Raw genomic sequence first — 22,679 nt, 5'->3', positions numbered from 1 at the left:
AAAATAGGATTTTCACTACTATCAGGGCTATTGCGTAATATATTCGTATTCTATTTTGGTTAAATATAAACCATGCGCCGGAACCGAAAAACCAGCTTTATCTCTGTTTTTACTTTTTATAATGGCCGTAAAATCAGCCAAGGTAATTTTATTTAATCCTACGTTTACTAATGTTCCCACAATCGCACGAACCATGTTTCGTAAAAAACGATTTGCCGAAATTGTAAAAATTAAGGTATTATTTTCTTGCCTCCAATGCGCTTCAAAAATAGTGCAGTCAAATGTATTCACATCTGTATTTACTTTTGAAAAACATTGAAAATCAGTATGGTTGAATAACAATTTCGCCGCTTCATTCATCAAATTGAGATCTAAATTTTGATGGAAATACCAGCTTTGTTCTTGTGAAAAAACATCTTTAAATGTGTTGATATGGTATTCATAGATTCTTTTAGAAGCATCAAAACGAGTATGCGCTTCGTCATGAACTGGGATAATGGTATAAACTACAATGTCTTTAGGCAAGAAAGAGTTCAGTTTATGCACTAAACTCGGAATATCAAATGGATTTTCAAAATCAAAGTGAGCATACATTTCTTTAGCATGTACACCAGTATCTGTTCGTCCAGCTCCCATGAGATTTAAAGTGGTATTCAATACCACCGAAAATGCTTTGTTCATCGTTTCTTGAACTGAAGCGGCATTGGGTTGGTATTGCCATCCATGATACTGGGTTCCGTTATAGGCTAATTTGACGAAATATCTCAAGTGATTTTTTTTGAAGCTACAAAGATACTTATTAATTTTTTTGCTAGAAAGGGGTCAAGTGTCAAAGTTTGTTAAGTTTCTATTAGATTTTTTATTTGGATTCGAATCATTATTTTTACCACTAAATTCTAGCCCAGATAGAAGTGGAAATCCTTTTAAGACTGCTTTTTTGCAGTCCTAAAAGATTGAAACGTATAGCTGGAAAAAGCTCCAAAAAAAATAGTTTTGAAAAAAATACTGCTCCTTTCTGATACGCACAGTCATATTGATGATACGATTTTGAAATACGTTGCACAGGCTGATGAAGTCTGGCATGCTGGTGATATAGGTGATCTAGCCGTAACGGATAGCATCAAAAAGCTCACGCCGTTGCGCTGTGTCTACGGGAATATTGATGATGCAACGGCGCGATTAGAGTTTCCTTTGCACAATCGCTTTAAGTGCGAAGGGGTGGATGTTTGGATAACGCACATTGGCGGGTATCCTGGGAAATACAATCCGAATATCAAAGCAGAAATGGCATCGAACCCGCCAAAATTATTTATTTGTGGGCATTCCCACATTTTAAAAGTGATGTTTGATAAAAAATTCAATCTTTTGCACATGAATCCGGGAGCAGCCGGAAAAAGTGGTTTTCACCAAGTACGAACCATGTTGCGCTTTGTAATTGAAGGCGACAAAATCAAGGATTTGGAGATTATTGAGATTGAAAAACGGGCTTGATTATTTTTTTCTGATACGTTATAGGAACAATTATAGTAATAGATGTGCCTAAATTAGGCTTTGAATTAATTTCAACCGTTCCTCTAAGATAATTAAGTCGCGCTTTAATTTGATTGAGTCCAAAGCCCTCCAAAATATGGAATTTGTTAGAATCAAATCCTTTTCCGTTGTCTATAATAGCAATTTGTAGCGATTCTTTATTTTCCTGTATGCTTAATTTAGCCTGTGTTGCTTCGCTGTGTTTTATAGTGTTATTGAGTAACTCCATGATGATGAAATATATTTTTATTTCAAAATCTTCATCATAGCGCGTTTTTCGATTTAAGGAACTGGAATATTCAAAGTGAAGAATAGAATTCGAATTTTTTTCGCATAAATCATCCAAGGCATCAAATAAGCCAAATCGGGCTAAAAGGGAAGGCATTAGTTCGTGAGATAAATCGCGAACTTGGTCATGGGCTTCTTCTAAAATGGCTTTCGTTTTAATGATTTCTTTCGAGAAAGATTGATTTTGCGAGATACAAGCATGAAGATGCATTCCAGCTGACGAAAGTAAGGCACTAATATTATCGTGTAAAAAGGAAGCGATTTTTTTTCGTTCTAATTCTTGGCCGTTTATGGAGGCGTTGATCAAATTCTCTTGAACTTTGCTTCTTAAGTCTTTTAGTTTATTTTTATGCCTTAATTGTGCATTTTGGGAATAGAAATAGAATAGAAAAAATAGCAATAACAGAATAGCAATTAATACTATAACAATCTTTTTGTTTTTGGATTGTTCTTGTAATAACACAGATTCTTTTGTTTTAAACTCGTTTTCTATTTTATCAATTTCACGTTTGTATTCATCAAGTTGAAGATTAATGCCAGCGACATTAGCTTTGTTGATCCTTTCTTCGCTGTTTAATTGTTCTGTAATTTTATTGAAAAGGGCGAGGTTTTTATAGGCGTTTTCGGAATCACCATTTTTTAATAGAAACTTGGAATATTCATAATGGGAATAGGATAAATCAGATTTTTCGTTTCCTGCATTGCCTAGTTTGATTGCATTCTTAAAATAAAAATTGGCTGTTTTTACATCATTTTTGTAATTATAATACATCCCATTAAGCATGTTTAATGCTACAATGGTGGAACTGTCACCGTGATTATTGTGATGTTTGTTAATGTATTTTAAATAAGGAAGACCTTCTTCATAGCGATTAATGTCAAAATATACCCAAGTCAAATTAAGTTTTGTTAAAACTATTTGCGCAGAATCCTTAATTTTAGTGCTGTACTGTACTGATTTTTTGTAGTAATAAATTCCTTTCTCATACTGTTTTTTATCAAAACAATAAATATTACCTAAATTGTTATTCAGCCAGTTTTTTAGAACGTCATTATTGGTTTTGTTAGCATAAGTCAAGCCTTTATTGTAATAGTAAAAAGCTTTGTCTGTTTCAGATAACTGATCAAAATTTGCAGCAATGGTATTGTAAGAACCAGCAATAAGGTTATTGTCTTTCAAACGGATAGCCATATTTAAAGCAGCTCTTGATTTTATCAATGATTTCTCATAACTGCCCTTTTTTAGTAATTCATTGGCTTCTTTAGCGATTAAGACCGCATCATTTTTTGAAGGGAGTTTCGTCTGTGCTACTATATTAAAAGAAGAAATATTCGATATGAATAGCAATAAAAGAAGAATGTGTTTCAGCGGCATAAAGTTTTATATTAATCTTTTGGTTCCAATTGGTTTTTGATTGTGGCTACTTGCTTCATTTAAAAATAATTTTTTGAGTTCTTATAATTTGGAAAATTTTACTACAAAAATTTTTATATCAGAAATACTGTACATTCAATTTGTGAAAAATAAATAATCATACGGAGCAAGCCAAATCAGGATTTGATTAATTTATGTTTAATGGCATATTTTACGAGACTGATCGAGTTTTTGGCATCTAGTTTTTTCATTATGTTTTTTCGATGTGTTTCTACGGTGTTGACACTGATAAATAGTTGGTCGCTAATTTCTTTGCCACTCAATTCAAGTGAAATTAAGATAATAATTTCTAATTCTCTTTCGGTTAAAATTAAGTTTCCTTTGAGTTCGGGTTTAATTAATTTTGGATTTTCCTTTGCAACAGTGTTAAATATTTTTTCTCGGACTGCCTTACAAAAATATTCCTCACCGTTTGTAACCGCCAAAATTGCTTCGATAATATTTTCACCAGCACATTTTTTTGTCAAATAACCACTACTGCCTAATTTCATCACTTCTTTTATTATTCGCAAATCATCGTGACTTGATAGAATAATAATTTTACAAGGGAATCCTCTTTGGGCAAACTCTTTGATGACCTCAATTCCGTCTTTTTCTGGCATATTTATATCCAGAATTAGAATGTCTGATTTGTTGCTTAGCACTTCATCGTACAAAGTAGTGCCATTAATAGAAAATCCTACGACCTCAAATGTAGGATTAGTATGCAGTAAAGTTCTAATTCCATCAATAAGGATTTGATGGTCATCAGCAAGATGAATTCGTATTTTATTTAACATATTAGGATTCTTACTGCCAAATTTATGAAAAATAAATAGCAGTTTAAATTTTTTATAAGATTTTTATTGTTTTTAATAATAAAGTTTAACTTTCAGTTCACAAAAAAACCCAAATTGTTACATTCGGGTTTCCTTCGCACTAATAAACTAAAGTTTATAGGTTTACCTCAATCGATCCACAGATTTTACAAGATCTTCATCCTTTTTGATGGCTTTATTAGCTAAAACTAATAATACGACAACAACTGCAGGTAGAAACATCCCAATACCTTTCTCCGAAACAGCAGGTGTTTCTCCAGATACGTTTAGTGAACGATATACAAACAATCCTAATAAAATCAAATTTAATATGATATTCAATCTGCCAATAACAAATTGATTTTGTCTTTTTTTATAGGAAACGATACTTAATACCGTTAGCGTGGTACTCAACCCTAATAATATTGTATAGACTTGGCTTTGCATGAAATAGTACTCTTGACCTTCGGCCATTGTCCACAATGGAATAAAAAACAGCAAAATGCCAGTAACCACGAAAGCAAGAAGTAAATAAATGGTTTGAATTCTTTGTATCATTTGTTAAATATGTTTTACAAAAATATATTTTCTTTTTTAAAAATACTATTGTCTGATTGAATTTTATTCGTATTATTGCATCATAATTCCGTAAGCACTTCATACTGCGGTTGATTCAATTTAAAGTTTACTACCTATCTTTTACATTATTCCAAAAATTAATTAAACTCATAGAACATTCATGTTTGATATTTCTGCATTAAAAGAAATGAAGCTTTCTGAGCTTCAAGAAATAGCTAAATCAGCTAAAACCATAAAATTTAACGGTGTAAAAAAAGAGACTTTAATTGGTCAGATAGTAGAGCATCAAATGGCCAACATTGATACTAAAGTAAATACAATAGCGGAAAGTGATCTGGAAGATGATAAGCCTAAAAGAGTTCGTATTGTTCCTGTTAAAAAAGCTACAATCCAGAAAACGCAGGTAAGTCCTTTATTTGAAACTGAAGAAATTGTAGTTGAAGATACTGTTGCGGTAGAAAATAATTCTCTTACTGAAGTACTTACCGTACAAGAAGAACCAGTCGTGCTAGTTGAGTCTGGCGCTGAAGAGAAAAAAGTAGGAAAGGTGATTAAGTTCAATAAATCAGCTTACGAGAAAAAAATTGCTTTAAAAAAGGATAAAGAAGAAGTAAAGGAAACTACAAAAGAAGACGATACTGCAGTAGAAACAGCTAATGAAGAAAAAGCAGAAGTAGTGGTTCCTGCAAAAAAAATAAATCCCAACCAACTGCATAAGCAGAATCCTGCTGGTAATGGAAATCAAAACCCAAATTTTAAAAGTAAGAAAAGCAATTTTGCCGCTTCTGATTTTGAATTTGATGGAATTATAGAAAGTGAAGGAGTTTTAGAAATGATGCCGGATGGATACGGTTTCTTGCGTTCTTCAGATTATAACTATTTGGCTTCGCCAGATGATATTTATTTATCAACTTCTCAAATTAGATTGTTCGGTCTTAAAACTGGCGATACCGTAAAAGGTGTGGTTCGTCCACCAAAAGAAGGGGAGAAATTTTTCCCATTAGTGCGCGTTTTGAAAATAAATGGACATGATCCTCAAGTAGTTCGTGACCGTGTTTCATTTGAGCATTTGACACCCGTTTTTCCATCAGAAAAATTCAAATTAGCCGAAAAACAAAGCACTATTTCAACTAGAATTATCGATTTGTTTTCTCCAATTGGAAAAGGACAACGGGGAATGATTGTAGCACAACCTAAAACAGGTAAAACAATGTTGCTTAAGGAAATTGCCAACGCAATTGCGGCAAATCATCCTGAAGTATATTTAATCGTTTTACTAATTGATGAACGTCCGGAGGAGGTTACTGACATGCAACGCAGTGTGCGTGGCGAAGTAATTGCTTCTACATTTGATAGAGAGCCACAAGAACATGTTAAAATTGCAAATATCGTTCTTGAAAAAGCAAAACGATTAGTTGAATGCGGTCATGATGTTGTAATTCTGTTAGATTCTATTACACGTTTGGCTAGAGCTTATAATACAGTGCAGCCTGCTTCAGGAAAAGTGTTAAGTGGTGGTGTGGATGCAAATGCATTGCAGAAGCCCAAACGTTTCTTTGGTGCTGCCCGTAATGTAGAAAATGGAGGTTCTTTAAGTATAATTGCCACTGCATTAACAGAAACTGGTTCAAAAATGGACGAGGTTATCTTTGAAGAATTTAAAGGTACTGGTAATATGGAATTGCAATTGGATAGAAAGATTGCTAACAAACGTATTTTTCCAGCTGTTGATTTAACATCTTCAAGCACCAGACGCGATGATATGCTATTGGATCCAAAAACATTGCAACGCATGTGGATTATGCGAAAATACCTTTCGGATATGAATCCAATAGAAGCGATGGATTTCATTAATGATCGTTTTAAGAAAACTAAGAACAATGAAGAGTTTTTAATCTCCATGAATGATTAACAAGTATTAAGTATTTAGAATTAAGTATCAAGACAAACTGATATAAAAAAGTCCTCGAATTGCGAGGACTTTTTTTGTGAATTCGGGAGTCTAAATCTATATTTTATTCGATTTCTTTTTGTACTCTTTTTTCTTTTTGTTCTGAGCTTTCTTTTCTTTCTAATAAAGCCATATAAAATCCGTCAAAACCTGACTCTGAGGCTAGGATTTTTTGATCTTTAACAAAGTTAAACTCTTTACCAATAGCTGTGGTCAAGAAGTGAGCAACCTGTTCTTGATTTTCGGATGGTAATATTGAGCAAGTGGCATAAACTAATTTTCCACCTGGTTTTACAATTTTGGAATAATTTTCTAAAACTTCCGATTGAACTTTACGTATATTATCAATGAATTCCGGTTTCAATTTCCATTTAGCATCTGGATTTCTTTTCAAAACCCCTAAACCGCTGCAGGGTGCGTCGATTAATACACGGTCTGCTTTTTCATGTAATTTTTTAATGATTTTTGTCGAATCAATGATGCGGTATTCTATATTGAAAGCACCATCTCTTTTGGCTCTAATTTTTAGTTGCTTCAATTTGCTTTCATACAAATCCATAGCAATGAGCTGTCCTTTGTTTTCCATTAAAGCAGCAATATGTAGTGTTTTTCCACCCGCACCTGCACAAGTATCCACTACGCGCATTCCTGGTTTTACATCAAGGAAAGCAGCTACTAATTGAGAGTTGGCGTCCTGTACTTCAAAGAAACCTTGTTTAAAGGCATCAGTTAAAAATACATTAGCTCTTTCTTTAAGAACTAAAGCGTCAGGTTGATTTTTTAAGGTCTCTGTTTCAATATTTAAATCCATCAAAATAGCACGTAGCGCTTCTCTAGTAGTTTTAAGTGTATTTACTCTTAGAATTACTTTAGCAGGTTGGTTTTGGGCTGTAATTTCTGTCGCCCACACTTTTTCTCCTAATTCTTTAACTCCTAATTCATCCATCCAGTCTGGAATAGATTCTTTTAAGGCTCTCACTTTAGAAAGCTCATCAAAACGGCCTTTAATTTTTCGTTCTGGCGTTCCTTCTAACTGACGCCAATCCGGAATAGGATAGCCTCTTAAAACGGCCCAAACAGAAAACATTCTCCAAAGATTGTCTCGATCAAAAGGTTCTTTTACCTCGGCTATTTCTGCGTATAATCTTTTCCAACGTACAATTTCGTAGATGGTTTCGGCAACAAACTTTCTGTCAGAACTTCCCCAACGTTTGTCTTTTTTTAAGGATCTTGCCACTACTTTGTCAGCATATTCACCTTCGTTAAAAATGGCATTTAATGCATCTATTGTTGTGTAAACTAAATTTCTGTGTAATCTCATTTTAAATAATTGAGGTGCAAAGGTACTATTTATTGATTGAATGTTATATTTTAAATAATGAATGTTAGTTTTAAATTTTTTGATCAAAAAAAAACATCGTATGAATACAATGTTTTTCGTGATTTTAAACAGAATGATTATTTTATTCTTGTCAAGTCCATGTTCTCTGGCGCATGAAGCACAAGTGGGAATTTTTCAATTTTAACAGAACTGCTGTCTAAACCGAAAGCTCTTTCTTCGGATAAACTTAATTTTTTAATTAAGAAGTAAGAGTTCATGATGATTTTCTCATGCCATCTTAAGTCGCTATCGTTAGATAGAAATTTTTCGGATAAAACAAATTTAAAATCTCCAATGATATTATTTTTATTTAGCGATTCGTATCTACTCGTTATATCAACCTCTCCTTTTTTAACCATATCCTTAATAACTTCTCTAAACATCAAGTTGATTTTAGTGGGCTCTCTAAAACCAAGATTGAAGTCTACACGGTACAAGTCATCTTTTACAATTTCGGTAACTTTATATTCTGCTTTGTAAGGTTCTGTCAATATGTTTACGTGAACAAACCAGTATATATCCGCTCTTTTTGGTCTTTTTTGTAAAATAGAATACATTACTTTTTCCTCTATTTCGTCTGCTCTACCAGCATTTGTCATGTAAACTAAGTGTGTAGCGTATTTTGGGATGCTTAAATCAGCACTTAATTCAACAAGTACTTTTTTATAATCTTCAATTTTAACAATTTTAGTATAACTTTTGTTGATTTGCTTGGCTAAATACCATGTGGTCATGATGCTGATTAAAGTAATAGCTATAAAAAGAGTTACGTAACCCCCTTCAGCAAATTTTGTAATATTGGCTGCTAGAAAACTAAATTCAATTATTAAATAAATCGCAATCAATGGTATAATAAAGTATAGTTTAACCCTTTTCATTATCAAATAAAAATTAAGCAGAATAGTGGTCATTATCATACACAAGATAATAGCCAGACCATAAGCATGTTCCATATTACTGGACTCTTCAAAGTGCAGTACAATTCCAACACATCCAATAAACAATAACCAGTTTATCGATGGAATGTACAATTGGCCTTTTAATTCGGTTGGGTATTTGATTTTTACTTTAGGCCAAAAATTCAGTCTCATAGCTTCATTTATTAGCGTAAATGAGCCACTAATTAAGGCTTGTGATGCTATTACAGCAGCAAGAGTTGCTATAATGATTCCTATAGGTTGGAACCAATCCGGCATGATAAGATAAAATGGATTTCCATTTTTTCCACCCAAAGTTTGTAGTGTTTCTCCTTCGTGATGGATTAAATAAGCAGCTTGTCCAAAATAATTAAGCACTAGGGCTGTTTTTACAAAGATCCAGCTAATTCTAATATTTTTACGTCCGCAATGACCCATATCAGAATATAGGGCTTCAGCACCAGTTGTACAAAGGAATACAAATCCTAAAACAAAAAATCCTTCGGGATGAATGGTCAATAAATGATACGCATAATAGGGATTAACTGCTTTTAAAACCTCGATATTTTGCCCAATCTGTGATAATCCCAATACGGCGAGCATTCCAAACCAAACTAGCATTATTGGAGCAAAAAACTTTCCAACTAACTTAGTCCCAAATTGCTGTATAGCAAATAGCATAAATAAAATACTAATCACTATTGGAATCGTATTTATCTCGGGATAATAAGTTCTAATTCCTTCTACAGCAGAAGAAACGGAGATTGGGGGTGTAATAATTCCATCGGCTAACAATGCACTTCCCCCAATTATGGCGGGGACAATTAGCCATTTAATTTTAGTTTTTTTGACTAAAGCATACAAAGCAAAAATTCCACCTTCTCCATGATTGTCAGCACTTAACGTGATTAGGACATATTTTATGGTCGTTTGTAAAGTAAGGGTCCAAAAAACGGCAGATACGCCACCCAAAACAACGTCAGCGTTGATAATATGATCACCTAATATAGCTTTCATTACATACAACGGAGAAGTTCCTATATCACCGTAAATTATTCCTAATGAAATTAATAAACCACCTAATGTTAATCTACTATGCAGGTCTTTGTGCGATGCGCTCATGTACTATTTTTAAAAAACTTGTCAAAAATACACTTTTAAAATAAATTAGAGCTTTTTATCCAATAAAAAAACACGGCTTTAAAGCCGTGTCTTATCTTTTCTACTCTATTTTATTAGGATCTTCTGCTATCATTTCTTGAAGTGGAATTCCCACGTTGAGCGTCACTTTTTTGTGGTGCTGACTCTCTTGATGAGCTTCCTCTGTTTTTAGAATCTGCCCTTTGTGGTGCAGCTTGTCTGGACTGACTCGTTCTATTTTGAGAATAATCTCTTGATGATTCTGCTCTTTGAGGTGCAGCTTGTCTAGACTGACTCGTTCTGTTTTGAGAATAATCTCTTGGAGACTCTGTTCTTTGTGGTGCAGCTTCTCTGGATTGACTCGTTCTGTTTTGAGAATAATCTCTTGGAGACTCTGCTCTTTGTGGCGCAACTTGTCTGGACTGACTCGTTCTGTTTTGAGAATAATCTCTTGGAGACTCTGCTCTTTGTGGCCCAGCTTGTCTGGACTGACTCGTTCTGTTTTGAGAATAATCTCTTGTGGAACCGCCTCGTTGTGGCGCAGCTTCTCTAGACTGACTCGTTCTATTTTGAGAATAATCTCTTGTGGAACCTCCTCGTTGTGGCGCAGCTTCTCTAGAGGAATTAGTGCTGTTCTGAGAATAATCTCTTGTAGAACCTCCTCGTTGTGGCCCAGCTTCTCTAGAGGAATTAGTGCTGTTCTGAGAATAATCTCTTGTAGAACCGCCTCTCCTGTTTGCATAGCCAACTTCGTTCCTAGAACCTCTTCTTTGATCTAATTCGTAACGGTTTACCACATTTGTATTTCTTCTTGAAAAGGAATAGTTTGGGTTTTGTCTTTCATAGCCATTGGAGCGTCTTGAATTATATAAAACTACAGTACGATCGTTTCTTCTATGATTAACATAATTATAGTAATTATTAATATTTAGATTAATATTGATATTGTTTCTGTATCGGAATACCGGGAAAGGATTCCATGCGTAATAATAAGAGGGATAATAATTCCAATTCCAAGAGGAATAGTAAGGGCGGTAATTATTGGACCAAAAAGAAGCGTAAATTATAGGAGTGTTGTAATATACCGGCTCATAAATATAATTTTCTCCATACATAAAGACGTCACCCACTACTTGTACATGAATTTTATTATTTCTGTCTTTTTCTACATCAATTGTAGCAACATCTTGATAAACATCTTCATCAAGAACGGATTGAACGATGATTAAGTGTGTTCTGTTTTCTACTGTTTCAATCACCCGCAAATAATCAACTTGGTTATCGTTGTTTAAATCCAAATTAGATATTTGCAAATCAGGATCATTCAGTCGTCTTTCAAAATCCTGTAGGTCTCTAGAATCGCCAAAAATAGAAGCAACAGCTCTCAAGTCAAGATTGTCACTGATTTCGGCATTCATGGCATTTACTGATGTTCTATTTTGCGCTTGTATTTGCGTTGCGAAAACAGTAGTCAATAGACTCAATAATAGTAGTTTCGTTTTCATAATTAATTGGATTAAATTTCCCTTTTTTTTCAATATCCAATTACTGTGCCAATTAATTTAGGTACTTTATTGCATTTCTATTAATAGTTGTAAATTAGCGGTAAAATGTATTAAAAATGAAAAATATTTTACTGGCTTTGTTGGTTATATTAGTTGCTGTGTCTTGTAAAACAAGTATTTATAAGTCTGAAAAATTAGAAGAAACTAATTTTCAGTCTGTTGTACTTGACACTTTATTTCAGGATAAAATAAGTATTAGAGCGATTCAAATTGATAAAAACAAAATTTGGTATGCTGCAGATAAAGGAAGATATGGTTTTTATAATTTGGATTCTAACCAAAAGATTGAAAATAGAATCAACAAGGATTCATTAATTCTTGAATTTAGAAGTATCGCTCAAACAGCAGAACATATTTTTATTTTAAATGTAGCCAACCCTGCACTTCTTTATCAGGTTTCCAAAGAGGGTTTCAGCGCTAAATTAGTTTACCAAGAAAGGCATCAAAAAGTTTTTTATGATAGCATGCAATTTTGGAATAATAAAGAAGGAATTGCAATGGGGGATCCAATTGAGAACTGTCTCAATATTATTACAACACGGGATGGAGGGAATTCATGGCATAAAATATCATGCGAAAAACTACCAAAAGTGGCAGATGGGGAAGCAGCTTTTGCAGCAAGCAACACTAATATTGTTATTAAAGATAATAATACATGGATTGTTTCAGGCGGTAAAAAAGCACGAGTTTTTTATTCTCCTGACAGAGGCGAAAGTTGGTCTGTGTTTGAAACTCCAATTGTACAAGGTAAAACGATGACTGGAATTTTTACGGCTGATTTTTACGACTCAAACACGGGGATTGTTGCTGGAGGTGATTATGATGTTAGCAACCAAAATTTTTCTAATAAAGCAACTACAACAAATGGCGGAAAAACATGGAAGCTTGTCGGGGAAAATCAAGGTTTTGGATATGCATCCTGCGTCCAATATGTGCCCAAAAGCAAAGGCAAATCACTTGTCGCTGTGGGAACATCCGGAATTTATTATTCCTCAGATAGCGGGAATTCCTGGACCCAATTGTCAACGGATTCCAGCCTTAATACAATACGTTTTCTCGACGAAAAAACTGCAATTGCAGCAGGACAAAATAAAATGATTCGCATCCGTTTTAAATAAAAAAAACCTTAAACTGTAGCAATTTAGCCTGAAGTTTAAGGTATTTCTATTGAATTAATTACAGGCACAAGGTTATTTTCTTGAGCCTTTATGTCGATATTGTTGCAGTAATTTTCTATTGAAATCTTCCTCTGCTTTTTTAAGTTTAACTATTTTTACCGAGGGTAAAATTGTCTTCACATTTTGCATGAATTTTTTTCGTAATAAGAAAAGCTCTTCCTCCGTATCTTCTATTTGTGCTAAGAAAGCATTAGCTTCTTTTTCCGTTATTTGGTCCAATGAGCCATCATTCATTCTTCTCATGTAGGTTTTCATTTTTTGATGTCTCAGTTCAAACTGCTTGTCATCAAATGTATTGTAGATTGGCCAAAATTTTTCTGCTTCATTAGTGGTCAAGTCTAATTCTGTTGTGAAAAAAGCCGCCTTTAATGCTTTTATTTGCTCTTTTTTATCTTTCATACTTTCGCCTTGAGCAAAAAAGCTACAGGAAACGAAGAATAATAGTAGGGGTAATAATTTTTTTATTGTCATTTTTTATTTTTTTAATTTAGGGCATTTAATGAAAACTTTAAAAACTGATTTACTCTAAAATGAGATTTTCTAAATTTGAGTTTGTTGACAAATGATCTTCAATGGCTTCATCTTCTAGAACGATACTAGTATTAATTTTTTCAATGTCTTTTGTTTCTAATCCATTTATTAAGTCATATTGGTTTACATTAGACTGATAAGTGATGTAATTTTCTAATGCAACGGTATCTAATTCTTTTGTGCTTGACTTCGTGGGGCTTAAAATTGGGATCAATAAGGCAAGAATTAAAATTGCAGCAGCAGTTAACATAAGTAACAATTTTCTTTTTTGAAAAATAGAAATTATTTTTGGCTCGTTTACTGGCAATTGCTTCATCATTTTGATCGAAAAATTTTCAAAATAGTGATCGGGTGTTTTAAATCCGGGTTCAATTTTAGGCTCGTTTTCTAATTTAAATGTTTTCATATTCTTTTTAGACAGTGTTATTACAAAAAGGTTTAATTAGTGGTTACAAATGCTTCTATTTTTTTTACCGCGATGTGATAGGATGCTTTTAATCCTCCAACTGAGGTCCCTAGTATTTCAGAAATAGCTTCATACTTAAGTTCTTCAAAATATTTCATTTTAAAAATTAGCCGTTGTTTTTCAGGGAGTAGAGCGATCGCTTTTTGTAATTTTATTTGCATTTCATTCCCATCAAAAAATACATCGGCTTCTAGATTATCGATTGCTTTATTTTGTATTGTTTCTGATGAAACTCCACTTCTTTTTGATTTTTGTTTTATAAATGTTAATGCCTCATTGGTTGCAATGCGATACATCCACGAAAAGAGTTTACTGTCTCCTTTGAAATTTTTTAAATGTTGAAATATCTTAATAAAAGTATTTTGCAAGACATCATCTGTATCGTCGTGATTCAAAATAATATTTCGAATGTGGTTGTAAAGAGGTCTTTGATAATCCAATATCAATCTCTGAAACGCTTGGTTTTGTGTTTTAGAGTCTAATAGTTGATTTATAAATTCCTGTTCTTCTTGCAAAATTGTTTTTTATAGATTAGAATAGAATTTATTAAAAAGGTTTAATCGTTTACTACTAGTTTTAAAATTCAGATTGCTCTTCCTCTTTGTTGATAATAGGTGCAGGTATTTTTGCAGCTTCTACTTTTTTAATTGGGGCAGGAATATAAGTGTTGACAGGAATCATTTTTGGTTTTACCGGGTAATAAATTTCAGTGACCCATTTCGAAGGGTTCTTAATTTCGGATCTGCTAATTTTAAAGATTTCCAAATGTGAAAATGTAGGATCAACTATCACTTTGTTGGAATTAATGTACCCCATTGCTTTATCCATCGCTTTTTTAGTGTGTGAATAATCACCGGTTAAGGTTGTTTTTACAGCCTCAAAACCCTCCAGTTTTCCAGTTAAAATGTCACTTCCTGAACTTGTCAAAATTTGACTTTTTATGGGTACACAAAAAGAGATTCTGGCTAGTCCATTGGCTAAATCATAGTTGTGATAAAGTAAAAATGGTTTCCCGTTGCGCTCGATATCGTTTTTATTACAGAAATCAATTATCTTGAAAAATACGATCCTTGAATTTTTGGTAACTTTTGAAAGTTTGCTTGTAAAGGTTTGTTTTAAGTAATAAGTAGGTGCGATTTTTGTTAATCCATCTACTTTTACTTTGTACGTGTTTATTTCAAAATCAAGGGTTTTGTCTAGCTTGGCCAAACTTTTTTCATACATAACCCCAATAATTTTATCCATACCACCATTGAAGGCAGTATACACTTTCATAGAAAAACTCATTTTTCCAATGGTCTTCCAGGTTACTTTTGTGCCGCCTATCGTATCCTTGAAAGTCCAAAATACTGATGATGAAGTTCCATTGTAGTCCATTATTTGCGAAATACTGTCGTTTTCTTTTACAAAAATAGTTTTCATATTTCCAGAGCCGTCTTTTCCTTCCCAAGAATAAGAAGCGCCTGCTCCAATTGTTTTTTTAGGATAGCTAATTTTTATTTCGGGATCTTCAGTAATCCAAGAACCAAAATCTTCCCAGTTTCTGAAATCATTTACAAAATTATAGACGTTTGATTTCGGAGAATTTATGATTTTACTTCTTTCTACGGTAAAATCTCCTTTTTGAGTAGCTACAAAAATGGATAGTGCTACAAAACTAAGCAGTAGTAAAAGAAATAAATATTTTAAAATCCTCATAATACACAGGTTTATTAATTTCTGTAAAGTTAAAAATATAATTTATAAGTCATAGAAAGTGTTAAATAAATAAATAGACCTTTTTTTGTGCGAAAGGGACAATATAAGTCGATTGTTTTTTTTTCAACTAGATTTGAATGGGAAATTACATCCTATTTTATTTATCGGCGATTATTTTAAAAATAATGGTGGTTAAAAGTTTAGTGCGTTATTTTTAAGTAAATGAAAGTCAATAATTTAATATTGAAATAGCAGTCATGATTAAATTTGAATGTACGAAAGATCCAGAAATAAAAAAGTCCACGCTAAAGTGGACATTATTTTTTATTTATCGCAAACTAACGTTTAAAGAATATTTTTATCAAGAACAGAATCCCAATAAAAACTCCAAATCCTATTAATATTTTATAATTTCCTTTATAAAATATTCTATGCAACGCTAAATCTTTACGGTAGGCGTATATCATCGCAATGACAAACGCAATGAAAAAAAGGCCTGCAAATACTAATTGTCCCTGACTAAACATAATTAAAATATTTTTTTGGACAAATTTAGTTATTTGTTTAATAATAGTTTGCTAATTTGTATTTTCATTTGATAAAAATACTAAAGATGCAAAAACAAATTAACGCGGTAAAAGAATTTCACTGTACGTTCAAAATTGATTTTAATAAAAGTCCTACAGCCAATTTAGGAGAGCGTAAGCATGAACTTCGTTATAATTTGATGAAAGAAGAAAATGAGGAGTACTTAGAAGCGGTACAAAATAATGATTTAACAGAAATAGCAGATGCTTTGGGCGATATGATGTATATCCTCTGTGGAACTATTATAGAGCATGGCTTACAAGATAAAATAGAGGCTGTATTTGATGAAATTCAGCGCAGTAACATGAGTAAATTAGACGAAAATGGAAACCCTATTTATCGGGAAGACGGAAAAGTTTTAAAAGGGCCAAATTACTTTAAGCCGGATTTTTCAATTATTCTTAAATAGGAATTACTAATCCCCTTGTACGATAGGTAGTAGTGCAGGAAATAAAAAGGCGATTTTACAAATTAAAATCGCCTTTTTATAAACATAAAATCTAAAATTATATTTTAACGGTCCATCCAAAAGTATCTTTTTCTAACTTATTTTGAATATTGGTCAATTTGTCTTTTAGATGTATCGCTACTGATTTTTCAATTTTTGGCAACTCAAAATAGGCATCCTGATACGAGAATCCTGAGATTGGACTTACTACGGCAGCTGTTCCAGCACCAAAAATTTCTTTTAAAGTTCCATTTTTAGCTGCTTCAACAAGTTCAGAAACTAAAACAGGACGGATCTCTACATTTATTCCTTCACTTTTAGCCAGGTCAATCAGTGTTTTTCTAGTTACTCCATCTAATATTCGTTCACTTACGGGAGCAGTAAGTAAGGTATCGTTTATTCTAAAGAAAACATTCATTGTTCCAGCTTCTTCAAGTTTGTTATGCGTGGCATCATCCGTCCAAATAACTTGCTGAAAACCTGCTGCATTAGCTAATACAGTTGGGTAGAATTGAGCTCCATAGTTCCCAGCTGCTTTTGCCGCACCAATTCCGCCATTAGCAGCTCTACTGAAATGTTCTGCAATAAGTACTTTTACATCACCAGAATAGTACGATGTTACTGGAGATAAAATGATCATAAATTTATAATCATTAGATGGGTTAGCAATTACGCCAGTTCCAGTTGCAATCATAAATGGTCTGATATACATCGCATTTCCTTTTCCTTTTTTTATCCAAGCTTCATCCAACTGTAATAATTGATGTAGCCCATTCATGAATATTTCTTCAGGAACCTCTGGCATAGCCATTCTAACGGCTGATTTATTGAAACGATTGTAGTTTTCATCAGGTCTAAAAAGCCAAACGGCATCTTCACTGTCCTTGTACGCTTTCATTCCTTCAAAAATAGCTTGGCCATAATGAAAAACTCTAGTTGATGGGTCTAACAAAAAAGGAGCGTATGGCTTAATGACTGGTTTTTGCCATTCCCCATTTGTAAAATCACATTCAAATAAATGATCCGTAAAAACGGAACCAAAGCTTAAGTTTTCAAAATTTACTTCCTTTATTTTTGAAGTAAGAGATTTTAAAATTTCAATTTTGTTAGTTTGAGTTGTACTCATAGTATTGTATTGTTTTTTGTTTTTTTATAAAGTTATAAGACAAAGCTTAAAAAGATAGAGTTTCCATCTCTTGGACTTTAATATTTGCAAAATTAAATAAAAATCAGCAAATTACTTATCAAAACTACATTAATTATAGCGTTTAACTAGCATTTGTTTACGTTTTTGAAAATCAAAAAAAAACAAGCTTAATTCCAGTGATTATATAAAAAATTGCCGTTTTTAAGTGGTAAAGGCAATAGTTTTGATTAAATTTGACGGGTTGTATACTTTATATAGCTGCATAATCCTATCCTATAATTTTGAAAAGAGAAATAATTCAGACACTTGACGGCTCTACAACCATTCACTTAACCGAATGGGACGAATGTTATCATTCTAAACATGGCGCAATTCAAGAAGCGCAACATGTTTTTATCAAAAATGGCCTTTCCCTATTTCAAAATCAAAAAGTTGCTATTCTTGAAATAGGATTTGGTACTGGTTTAAATGCTTTTATCACGCTCTTAGAAGCCAAAAAAATGCAGCAGATCATAGATTACGTGGGTGTAGAAGCCTATCCAATTTCATCAGAAGAAGTCTTAAAGATGAATTACGTATCTGAGTTGAATGCAAATCAGGAAAGTACGCTTTTCGATACAATTCATGATAGTAACTGGGGAGAAAAAGTAGCTATACATGATGGTTTTACACTAACCAAACGGAATCAATTTTTTGAAGAAATTAATGATGTTAGTAAATACGATTTAATCTACTTTGATGCTTTTGGATATCGAGTCCAACCAGAATTATGGAGTACAGAAATTTTTAGAAAAATGTATAAGGCGCTTAAAAGCAAAGGAGTACTGGTTACTTATGCTGCCAGAGGCGTTGTTAAAAGAAGCATGATCGAAGTAGGCTTTACTGTTGAAAAACTGGAAGGACCTCCGGGAAAAAGAGAAATGTTTCGTGCTCGCAAGTTCTAATTCAATTTTTAATGGAGCGGGTTAATGTTATAGCGTGAAATAAAAAACCAAAAACTACGTTAAATAATTCTTAGGTAGTACCAAAAAATGTATTTTTACAACAATATTAGAATCTTAATCTAACCAAATTCATCCTTGTCTTATGTCGAAAATTATGTACGATTATACAAAATCTGTTTTAGAAAGAGTAAGTTTTGATCCAATGCTTTTTTGCAAAGAGTTAGAAAAAGCCATCAAAATGTTATTGCCCTATGAAATGGAACAATTGCGTGAATGGTTATTAAATTTTACGATTGGAAAACCAGAATTAAAACAATGTTTACTGATAGTTAATTCATAAAAAAAAGGAACCGCTAATAAACGGTTCCTTTTTTTATTTTTTGTGAATGGAACTGATGATTTGTACATTCTGAAAAACGATTGCTCCTTTTATGACGCCAGCAATTGTGCTGCGAAGCGCTTCAATAATCTGAATTTTTAATTCACTTTTAGGAAAAATTAAACTGACCTCTCGTGCCGGTTTAGGTTCTTTAAAATGGCGCAACTTGAGTTTATCGCTATCTTTTAAGTCCAATGTATGCAGGTAGGGAAGTAATGTAGTTCCTAGTCCTTCATCGGCCAGTTTTATTAAGGTTTCAAAACTTCCACTTTCTATTTGAAAATGACCTGTTTCACTTCTAGGATTATTTTTGCACAAGTTTAGAATTCCATCACGGAAACAATGTCCATCTTGTAATAATAAAATTTCGTCCAAGTTTAAGTCGCTAACTTCTATTTCTTCTTTTTGAAAATGGTGGTGGGTTTGCGGAATGTAAGCAACAAAAGGTTCGAAATAGAGTACAATTTCTTTGATTTTGTCTTCCATCAAGGGCGTTGCAGCAATAGCCGCGTCAAGGTGGCCATTATTTAGTTTGGTTATAATTTCTTCAGTATTCAACTCTTCGATGATGAGTTTCACTTTAGGATATTTTTTGATGAAATTATTCAAAAACATGGGTAGAAGCGTGGGCATAATAGTGGGAATTATTCCTAACCGGAATTCTCCACCGATAAAACCTTTCTGTTGCTCAACAATATCTTGGATGCGATCTGCTTCGTTGACTATATTTTTGGCTTGGTTTACAATTTTTTGACCAATATCAGTAAGTTGAATTGGTTTTTTTGTTCGGTCAAATATCTGAATGCTTAATTCTTCTTCTATTTTTTGAATTTGCATGCTCAATGTAGGTTGAGTTACAAAACATTTTTCTGCAGCCAATGTAAAATTTTTATGTTCAGCTACGGCAAGAACATATTTTAGTTGAGTGATTGTCATAATTATAATAATAGCTAATGCAAATTTAGTAAAACTATAACTTTTTATTATGGTGTTTTTCATTAATCTTAGGCTAAATTTACTATTGTAAGAATTTAATATAAAAACTATGGAAATGAAAACAAACATTTTAGGATTGCCAGTTAAAGAATCAGAATTGATAGTTAATGAATTGAATATTTTGTTATCCAATTTTCAGGTGTACTATCAAAATTTAAGAGGAATTCATTGGAATATAAGAGGGAAGCGTTTTTTTGATTTGCATGTGAAGTTTGAAGAATTATACACAGATTCTCAAATGAAAATTGATTTAATCGCAGAAAGAGTATTAACTGTTGGAGGAACTCCACTGCATACTTTTGAGGATTATATTAAAAATAATCAATTGGTTGTTGGTAAAAATATTTCTAATGATGAAAAAGCGGTTCATTTGATTGTAGCCTCGTTAGCTCATCTTTTAAAAATTGAAAGAGAGATTCTTAATAAATCTGCAGCAATTAATGATGAAGGTACAAATGCCATGATGAGTGATTTTATCTCGGAGCAAGAGAAGACAATATGGATGATGCAGGCTTGGTTAGAAGAAAGCTTGTAAGTTAAAGATTGGATTAAAAAAGGCAAAATGAAATCTAGCGTTTTCATTTTGCCTTTTTTTTTGTTAATTTTTAGCAAAAATAGAACAACTGGCATCATTTTTACCAAACTAATTCTATTTTTGCGCCAATGAAGATAATATCTAAAATATTTTTAATTCTGTTTATTGCTTTTTTAATCACGCCCACAATTATTATCGTGATTGAGAAAAGTGTGGATATATCTGTTTTTTATACGGTTTCTGAAGAAGAGCATGTGCATAAAGAAATTAAGACTTTTTTTTATTTAGAAAACCCTGCTGAAATTAGCGCTCCATCGAAGCTATCTTCTGGCGTTATCCTTTCGGAGAATTTATCAAAACACGATAAAATCACCTCCTCCATATTTATTCCTCCTCCCAACGAAGTTTAATACAATTCTCGATTTTATTTTTTAAAATCAATTAGCACATATAGCATGTGGTTCATTTTGTATTCAATTTTTAGTTCGGTATTATGACAAAAAAAAATAATCTTTTTGCTAACCTTAAATCTGATTTTGCGTCTGGTTTAGTGGTTTTTTTAGTGGCGTTACCATTGTGTTTAGGTATTGCAATGGCTTCTGGTGCTCCCTTATTTTCTGGAATTATAGCAGGAGTTATTGGTGGTATAGTGGTAGGGTATTTAAGTAAATCACACATAAGTGTTTCTGGACCTGCAGCGGGTCTTACCGCTATTGTGCTTACTGCAATCACAGATTTAGGTGCTTTTGATATTTTTCTGACGGCTGTTTTTATAGCGGGCTTAATACAACTGATATTGGGTTTTCTAAAGGCAGGAAGTATTTCTAATTATTTTCCAACAAATGTTATTGAAGGAATGTTAGCCGGTATTGGAATCATCATTGTTTTGAAGCAATTGCCTCATGCTTTTGGATATGACAGTGATTTTGAAGGAGATTTGGCCTTTTTGCAAAAGGATGGAAGTAATACATTTTCTTCGTTAGCTGGTATTGTGGATTATATTCAAATTGGTTCTATCGTTATTACATTAATTTCTATGACGATTTTGATTTCATGGGATAAAGTACCTTTTTTGAAAAAATTAAAGTTAGTGCCAGGTGCTTTAATCGCCGTAGCTATTGGTGTTATCCTGAATGAAATTTTTATAGGAACAGGCAGCACGTTAGCAATTGGAAAAGAACATTTGGTTTCTTTACCAGTTCCATCCTCTTTAGAAGAATTTAAATCGATCATCGTAACTCCTAATTTTTCTGGAATTACTAATCCTAAGGTATGGGTGATTGCCTTGACGATTGCTATTGTTGCATCTATTGAAACGCTTTTAAGTATTGAGGCAGCAGACAGAATGGATGTGCAAAAGAGATATACCGACACTAATGTAGAATTAAAAGCGCAAGGTGTTGGAAACATGGTCAGTTCACTTTTAGGCGGATTACCCTTAACTTCTGTAATTGTGCGTTCCTCTGCCAACAGTAATTCAGGCGCTAAGTCTAAAATGTCTACCATTATTCATGGCTTATTATTATTAGTAAGTGTGCTTGCTATTCCGGTGGTTCTTAATAAAATTCCGCTGGCGACCTTGGCAGCTATTTTAATCTTAGTTGGCTATAAATTAGCAAAACCAGCCACATTTAAACACTTTTGGGAAAAAGGAAAATACCAATTTGTACCATTTATTGCCACGTTATTGGCGGTTGTATTTTTGGATTTGTTGAAAGGAGTTACTCTAGGAATTATAATCAGTATTATTTTTGTTTTAAAAGGAAATCTGCAGAGAGCTTACTTGTTTAGAAAAGAAGAATATGCTGATGGCGACGTTATTCATATTGATTTGGCGCAAGAAGTTTCTTTCTTGAATAAAGCTGCGATCAAACAAACATTAAGTCAAATTCCAGAAAATTCTAAGGTGATCATTGATGCAACAGATACGGTCTACATTGCTCATGATATTTTGGATTTAATCCACGAATTTAAAACGACGAGGGCATTGGATAACAATATAAAAGTGAAGTTAAAAGGGTTTAAAAAAGCATATCAATTGGAAAACACGATTGATAGTCAAAATCATGTGACTATTGAACATTACTATGACGCTGCGAAAAGAGTAATGGTCAAAAGAGTAGTAACAGACGATGATTTTCTTAAGGAAGAAAAAACGTCTAATTAAATAAAAAATGAGTTTCTTT

General features: G+C 32.9%; 22 protein-coding genes. 9 read left to right on the top strand and 13 right to left on the bottom strand.

What is annotated here, in order from left to right:
• Positions 1–27 precede the first annotated feature (27 nt).
• The gene (truA, locus tag BUA03_RS04565; RefSeq protein WP_066078389.1) at positions 28–768 is read right to left on the bottom strand and encodes a tRNA pseudouridine(38-40) synthase TruA; all 741 of its coding nucleotides are present in this window, start codon (positions 766–768) and stop codon (positions 28–30) included.
• Positions 769–993: 225 nt separating this feature from the next.
• On the opposite strand from truA, the gene BUA03_RS04560 reads away from it, so the two are divergent.
• Positions 994–1,491: a metallophosphoesterase family protein gene (locus BUA03_RS04560; RefSeq protein ID WP_066078393.1), complete on the top strand. Its 498-nt coding sequence runs from the start codon at positions 994–996 to the stop codon at positions 1,489–1,491.
• Here BUA03_RS04560 and BUA03_RS04555 read toward each other — a convergent pair.
• The 3 genes from BUA03_RS04555 to BUA03_RS04545 all read right to left on the bottom strand — a co-directional run bounded on the left by BUA03_RS04555 (position 1,466) and on the right by BUA03_RS04545 (position 4,608).
• On the bottom strand, positions 1,466–3,193 hold the full coding sequence (locus BUA03_RS04555) for a tetratricopeptide repeat-containing sensor histidine kinase (RefSeq protein ID WP_066078395.1): 1,728 nt from the start codon (positions 3,191–3,193) through the stop codon (positions 1,466–1,468). The genes BUA03_RS04560 and BUA03_RS04555 overlap by 26 nt on opposite strands.
• Positions 3,194–3,369: 176 nt before the next feature.
• Positions 3,370–4,032: a response regulator gene (locus BUA03_RS04550; RefSeq protein ID WP_066078398.1), complete on the bottom strand. Its 663-nt coding sequence runs from the start codon at positions 4,030–4,032 to the stop codon at positions 3,370–3,372.
• A 162-nt stretch (positions 4,033–4,194) separates the two neighbouring features.
• Entirely contained in the window at positions 4,195–4,608 is a 414-nt protein-coding gene (locus BUA03_RS04545; protein WP_066078401.1) for a DUF4293 domain-containing protein, read from the bottom strand.
• 181 nt (positions 4,609–4,789) lie between these two features.
• Here BUA03_RS04545 and rho point away from each other — a divergent pair, with 181 nt between their 5' ends.
• Positions 4,790–6,541 (top strand): transcription termination factor Rho, encoded by a 1,752-nt coding sequence (gene rho, locus BUA03_RS04540; protein ID WP_066078404.1) that lies wholly within the window; start codon positions 4,790–4,792, stop codon positions 6,539–6,541.
• A 103-nt stretch (positions 6,542–6,644) separates the two neighbouring features.
• On the opposite strand, the gene BUA03_RS04535 is transcribed toward rho, so the two are convergent.
• The 3 genes from BUA03_RS04535 to BUA03_RS04525 all read right to left on the bottom strand — a co-directional run bounded on the left by BUA03_RS04535 (position 6,645) and on the right by BUA03_RS04525 (position 11,523).
• A complete protein-coding gene (locus BUA03_RS04535; RefSeq protein WP_066078406.1) occupies positions 6,645–7,901 on the bottom strand; it encodes an RsmB/NOP family class I SAM-dependent RNA methyltransferase in 1,257 nt (418 codons plus the stop codon).
• Between the two features lie 137 nt (positions 7,902–8,038).
• Positions 8,039–10,000, bottom strand: a complete 1,962-nt coding sequence (locus BUA03_RS04530) for a KUP/HAK/KT family potassium transporter (protein ID WP_066078410.1) — start codon at positions 9,998–10,000, stop codon at positions 8,039–8,041.
• 113 nt (positions 10,001–10,113) lie between these two features.
• Positions 10,114–11,523: a hypothetical protein gene (locus tag BUA03_RS04525; protein ID WP_066078908.1), complete on the bottom strand. Its 1,410-nt coding sequence runs from the start codon at positions 11,521–11,523 to the stop codon at positions 10,114–10,116.
• Positions 11,524–11,639: 116 nt separating this feature from the next.
• Here BUA03_RS04525 and BUA03_RS04520 point away from each other — a divergent pair, with 116 nt between their 5' ends.
• Positions 11,640–12,701: a WD40/YVTN/BNR-like repeat-containing protein gene (locus BUA03_RS04520; protein ID WP_066078413.1), complete on the top strand. Its 1,062-nt coding sequence runs from the start codon at positions 11,640–11,642 to the stop codon at positions 12,699–12,701.
• Positions 12,702–12,773: 72 nt separating this feature from the next.
• On the opposite strand, the gene BUA03_RS04515 is transcribed toward BUA03_RS04520, so the two are convergent.
• From BUA03_RS04515 to BUA03_RS04500, 4 genes are all read right to left on the bottom strand, one after another.
• Positions 12,774–13,232 carry a sensor of ECF-type sigma factor gene (locus BUA03_RS04515; protein ID WP_066078416.1) on the bottom strand — a complete coding sequence of 153 codons (459 nt, stop codon included), beginning with the start codon at positions 13,230–13,232 and terminating at the stop codon, positions 12,774–12,776.
• 49 nt (positions 13,233–13,281) lie between these two features.
• Positions 13,282–13,698: a hypothetical protein gene (locus BUA03_RS04510; RefSeq protein WP_066078419.1), complete on the bottom strand. Its 417-nt coding sequence runs from the start codon at positions 13,696–13,698 to the stop codon at positions 13,282–13,284.
• 32 nt (positions 13,699–13,730) lie between these two features.
• Positions 13,731–14,273, bottom strand: coding sequence for an RNA polymerase sigma factor (locus BUA03_RS04505; RefSeq protein ID WP_066078422.1), 543 nt, complete (start codon positions 14,271–14,273; stop codon positions 13,731–13,733).
• A gap of 61 nt (positions 14,274–14,334) precedes the next feature.
• The gene (locus BUA03_RS04500; RefSeq protein ID WP_066078424.1) at positions 14,335–15,456 is read right to left on the bottom strand and encodes an SRPBCC family protein; all 1,122 of its coding nucleotides are present in this window, start codon (positions 15,454–15,456) and stop codon (positions 14,335–14,337) included.
• 613 nt (positions 15,457–16,069) lie between these two features.
• Between BUA03_RS04500 and BUA03_RS04490 the strand changes: the two genes are divergently transcribed.
• Positions 16,070–16,453 (top strand): pyrophosphohydrolase domain-containing protein, encoded by a 384-nt coding sequence (locus BUA03_RS04490; RefSeq protein WP_066078429.1) that lies wholly within the window; start codon positions 16,070–16,072, stop codon positions 16,451–16,453.
• Positions 16,454–16,550: 97 nt separating this feature from the next.
• On the opposite strand, the gene BUA03_RS04485 is transcribed toward BUA03_RS04490, so the two are convergent.
• Complete coding sequence (locus BUA03_RS04485) at positions 16,551–17,618, bottom strand: branched-chain amino acid aminotransferase (RefSeq protein ID WP_066078432.1); 1,068 nt, start codon at positions 17,616–17,618, stop codon at positions 16,551–16,553.
• 302 nt (positions 17,619–17,920) lie between these two features.
• On the opposite strand from BUA03_RS04485, the gene mnmD reads away from it, so the two are divergent.
• On the top strand, positions 17,921–18,583 hold the full coding sequence (gene mnmD / locus BUA03_RS04480) for a tRNA (5-methylaminomethyl-2-thiouridine)(34)-methyltransferase MnmC2 (protein ID WP_066078436.1): 663 nt from the start codon (positions 17,921–17,923) through the stop codon (positions 18,581–18,583).
• 142 nt (positions 18,584–18,725) lie between these two features.
• A complete protein-coding gene (locus BUA03_RS04475) occupies positions 18,726–18,923 on the top strand; it encodes a hypothetical protein (protein ID WP_066078440.1) in 198 nt (65 codons plus the stop codon).
• A gap of 33 nt (positions 18,924–18,956) precedes the next feature.
• Here BUA03_RS04475 and BUA03_RS04470 read toward each other — a convergent pair whose 3' ends face one another.
• Entirely contained in the window at positions 18,957–19,898 is a 942-nt protein-coding gene (locus tag BUA03_RS04470) for a hydrogen peroxide-inducible genes activator (protein WP_066078914.1), read from the bottom strand.
• Between the two features lie 115 nt (positions 19,899–20,013).
• On the opposite strand from BUA03_RS04470, the gene BUA03_RS04465 reads away from it, so the two are divergent.
• The 3 genes from BUA03_RS04465 (at position 20,014) to BUA03_RS04455 (ending at position 22,660) form a co-directional block, all read left to right on the top strand.
• Positions 20,014–20,493, top strand: coding sequence for a Dps family protein (locus tag BUA03_RS04465; protein ID WP_066078912.1), 480 nt, complete (start codon positions 20,014–20,016; stop codon positions 20,491–20,493).
• Positions 20,494–20,621: 128 nt separating this feature from the next.
• Positions 20,622–20,903 carry a hypothetical protein gene (locus tag BUA03_RS04460; protein WP_066078448.1) on the top strand — a complete coding sequence of 94 codons (282 nt, stop codon included), beginning with the start codon at positions 20,622–20,624 and terminating at the stop codon, positions 20,901–20,903.
• A gap of 83 nt (positions 20,904–20,986) precedes the next feature.
• A complete protein-coding gene (locus BUA03_RS04455) occupies positions 20,987–22,660 on the top strand; it encodes a SulP family inorganic anion transporter (RefSeq protein WP_066078452.1) in 1,674 nt (557 codons plus the stop codon).
• Positions 22,661–22,679: the final 19 nt, after the last annotated feature.

Source organism: Flavobacterium fryxellicola (genome assembly GCF_900143245.1).
Lineage (GTDB): Bacteria > Bacteroidota > Bacteroidia > Flavobacteriales > Flavobacteriaceae > Flavobacterium > Flavobacterium fryxellicola.
This window is presented reverse-complemented; position numbering and strand designations above follow the sequence as displayed.

Bases quoted from the DNA above. Each gene is read 5' to 3' on its own strand.
- BUA03_RS04460 (WP_066078448.1), top strand. From the start codon at position 20,622: ATGAAGATAATATCTAAAATATTTTTAATTCTGTTTATTGCTTTTTTA.
- BUA03_RS04500 (WP_066078424.1), bottom strand. From the start codon at position 15,456: ATGAGGATTTTAAAATATTTATTTCTTTTACTACTGCTTAGTTTTGTA.
- BUA03_RS04490 (WP_066078429.1), top strand. From the start codon at position 16,070: ATGCAAAAACAAATTAACGCGGTAAAAGAATTTCACTGTACGTTCAAA.
- BUA03_RS04475 (WP_066078440.1), top strand. From the start codon at position 18,726: ATGTCGAAAATTATGTACGATTATACAAAATCTGTTTTAGAAAGAGTA.
- BUA03_RS04550 (WP_066078398.1), bottom strand. From the start codon at position 4,032: ATGTTAAATAAAATACGAATTCATCTTGCTGATGACCATCAAATCCTT.
- BUA03_RS04525 (WP_066078908.1), bottom strand. From the start codon at position 11,523: ATGAAAACGAAACTACTATTATTGAGTCTATTGACTACTGTTTTCGCA.
- BUA03_RS04510 (WP_066078419.1), bottom strand. From the start codon at position 13,698: ATGAAAACATTTAAATTAGAAAACGAGCCTAAAATTGAACCCGGATTT.
- rho (WP_066078404.1), top strand. From the start codon at position 4,790: ATGTTTGATATTTCTGCATTAAAAGAAATGAAGCTTTCTGAGCTTCAA.
- BUA03_RS04485 (WP_066078432.1), bottom strand. From the start codon at position 17,618: ATGAGTACAACTCAAACTAACAAAATTGAAATTTTAAAATCTCTTACT.
- BUA03_RS04535 (WP_066078406.1), bottom strand. From the start codon at position 7,901: ATGAGATTACACAGAAATTTAGTTTACACAACAATAGATGCATTAAAT.
- BUA03_RS04545 (WP_066078401.1), bottom strand. From the start codon at position 4,608: ATGATACAAAGAATTCAAACCATTTATTTACTTCTTGCTTTCGTGGTT.
- BUA03_RS04520 (WP_066078413.1), top strand. From the start codon at position 11,640: ATGAAAAATATTTTACTGGCTTTGTTGGTTATATTAGTTGCTGTGTCT.
- BUA03_RS04465 (WP_066078912.1), top strand. From the start codon at position 20,014: ATGAAAACAAACATTTTAGGATTGCCAGTTAAAGAATCAGAATTGATA.
- BUA03_RS04470 (WP_066078914.1), bottom strand. From the start codon at position 19,898: ATGACAATCACTCAACTAAAATATGTTCTTGCCGTAGCTGAACATAAA.
- BUA03_RS04515 (WP_066078416.1), bottom strand. From the start codon at position 13,232: ATGACAATAAAAAAATTATTACCCCTACTATTATTCTTCGTTTCCTGT.
- BUA03_RS04530 (WP_066078410.1), bottom strand. From the start codon at position 10,000: ATGAGCGCATCGCACAAAGACCTGCATAGTAGATTAACATTAGGTGGT.
- BUA03_RS04555 (WP_066078395.1), bottom strand. From the start codon at position 3,193: ATGCCGCTGAAACACATTCTTCTTTTATTGCTATTCATATCGAATATT.
- BUA03_RS04455 (WP_066078452.1), top strand. From the start codon at position 20,987: ATGACAAAAAAAAATAATCTTTTTGCTAACCTTAAATCTGATTTTGCG.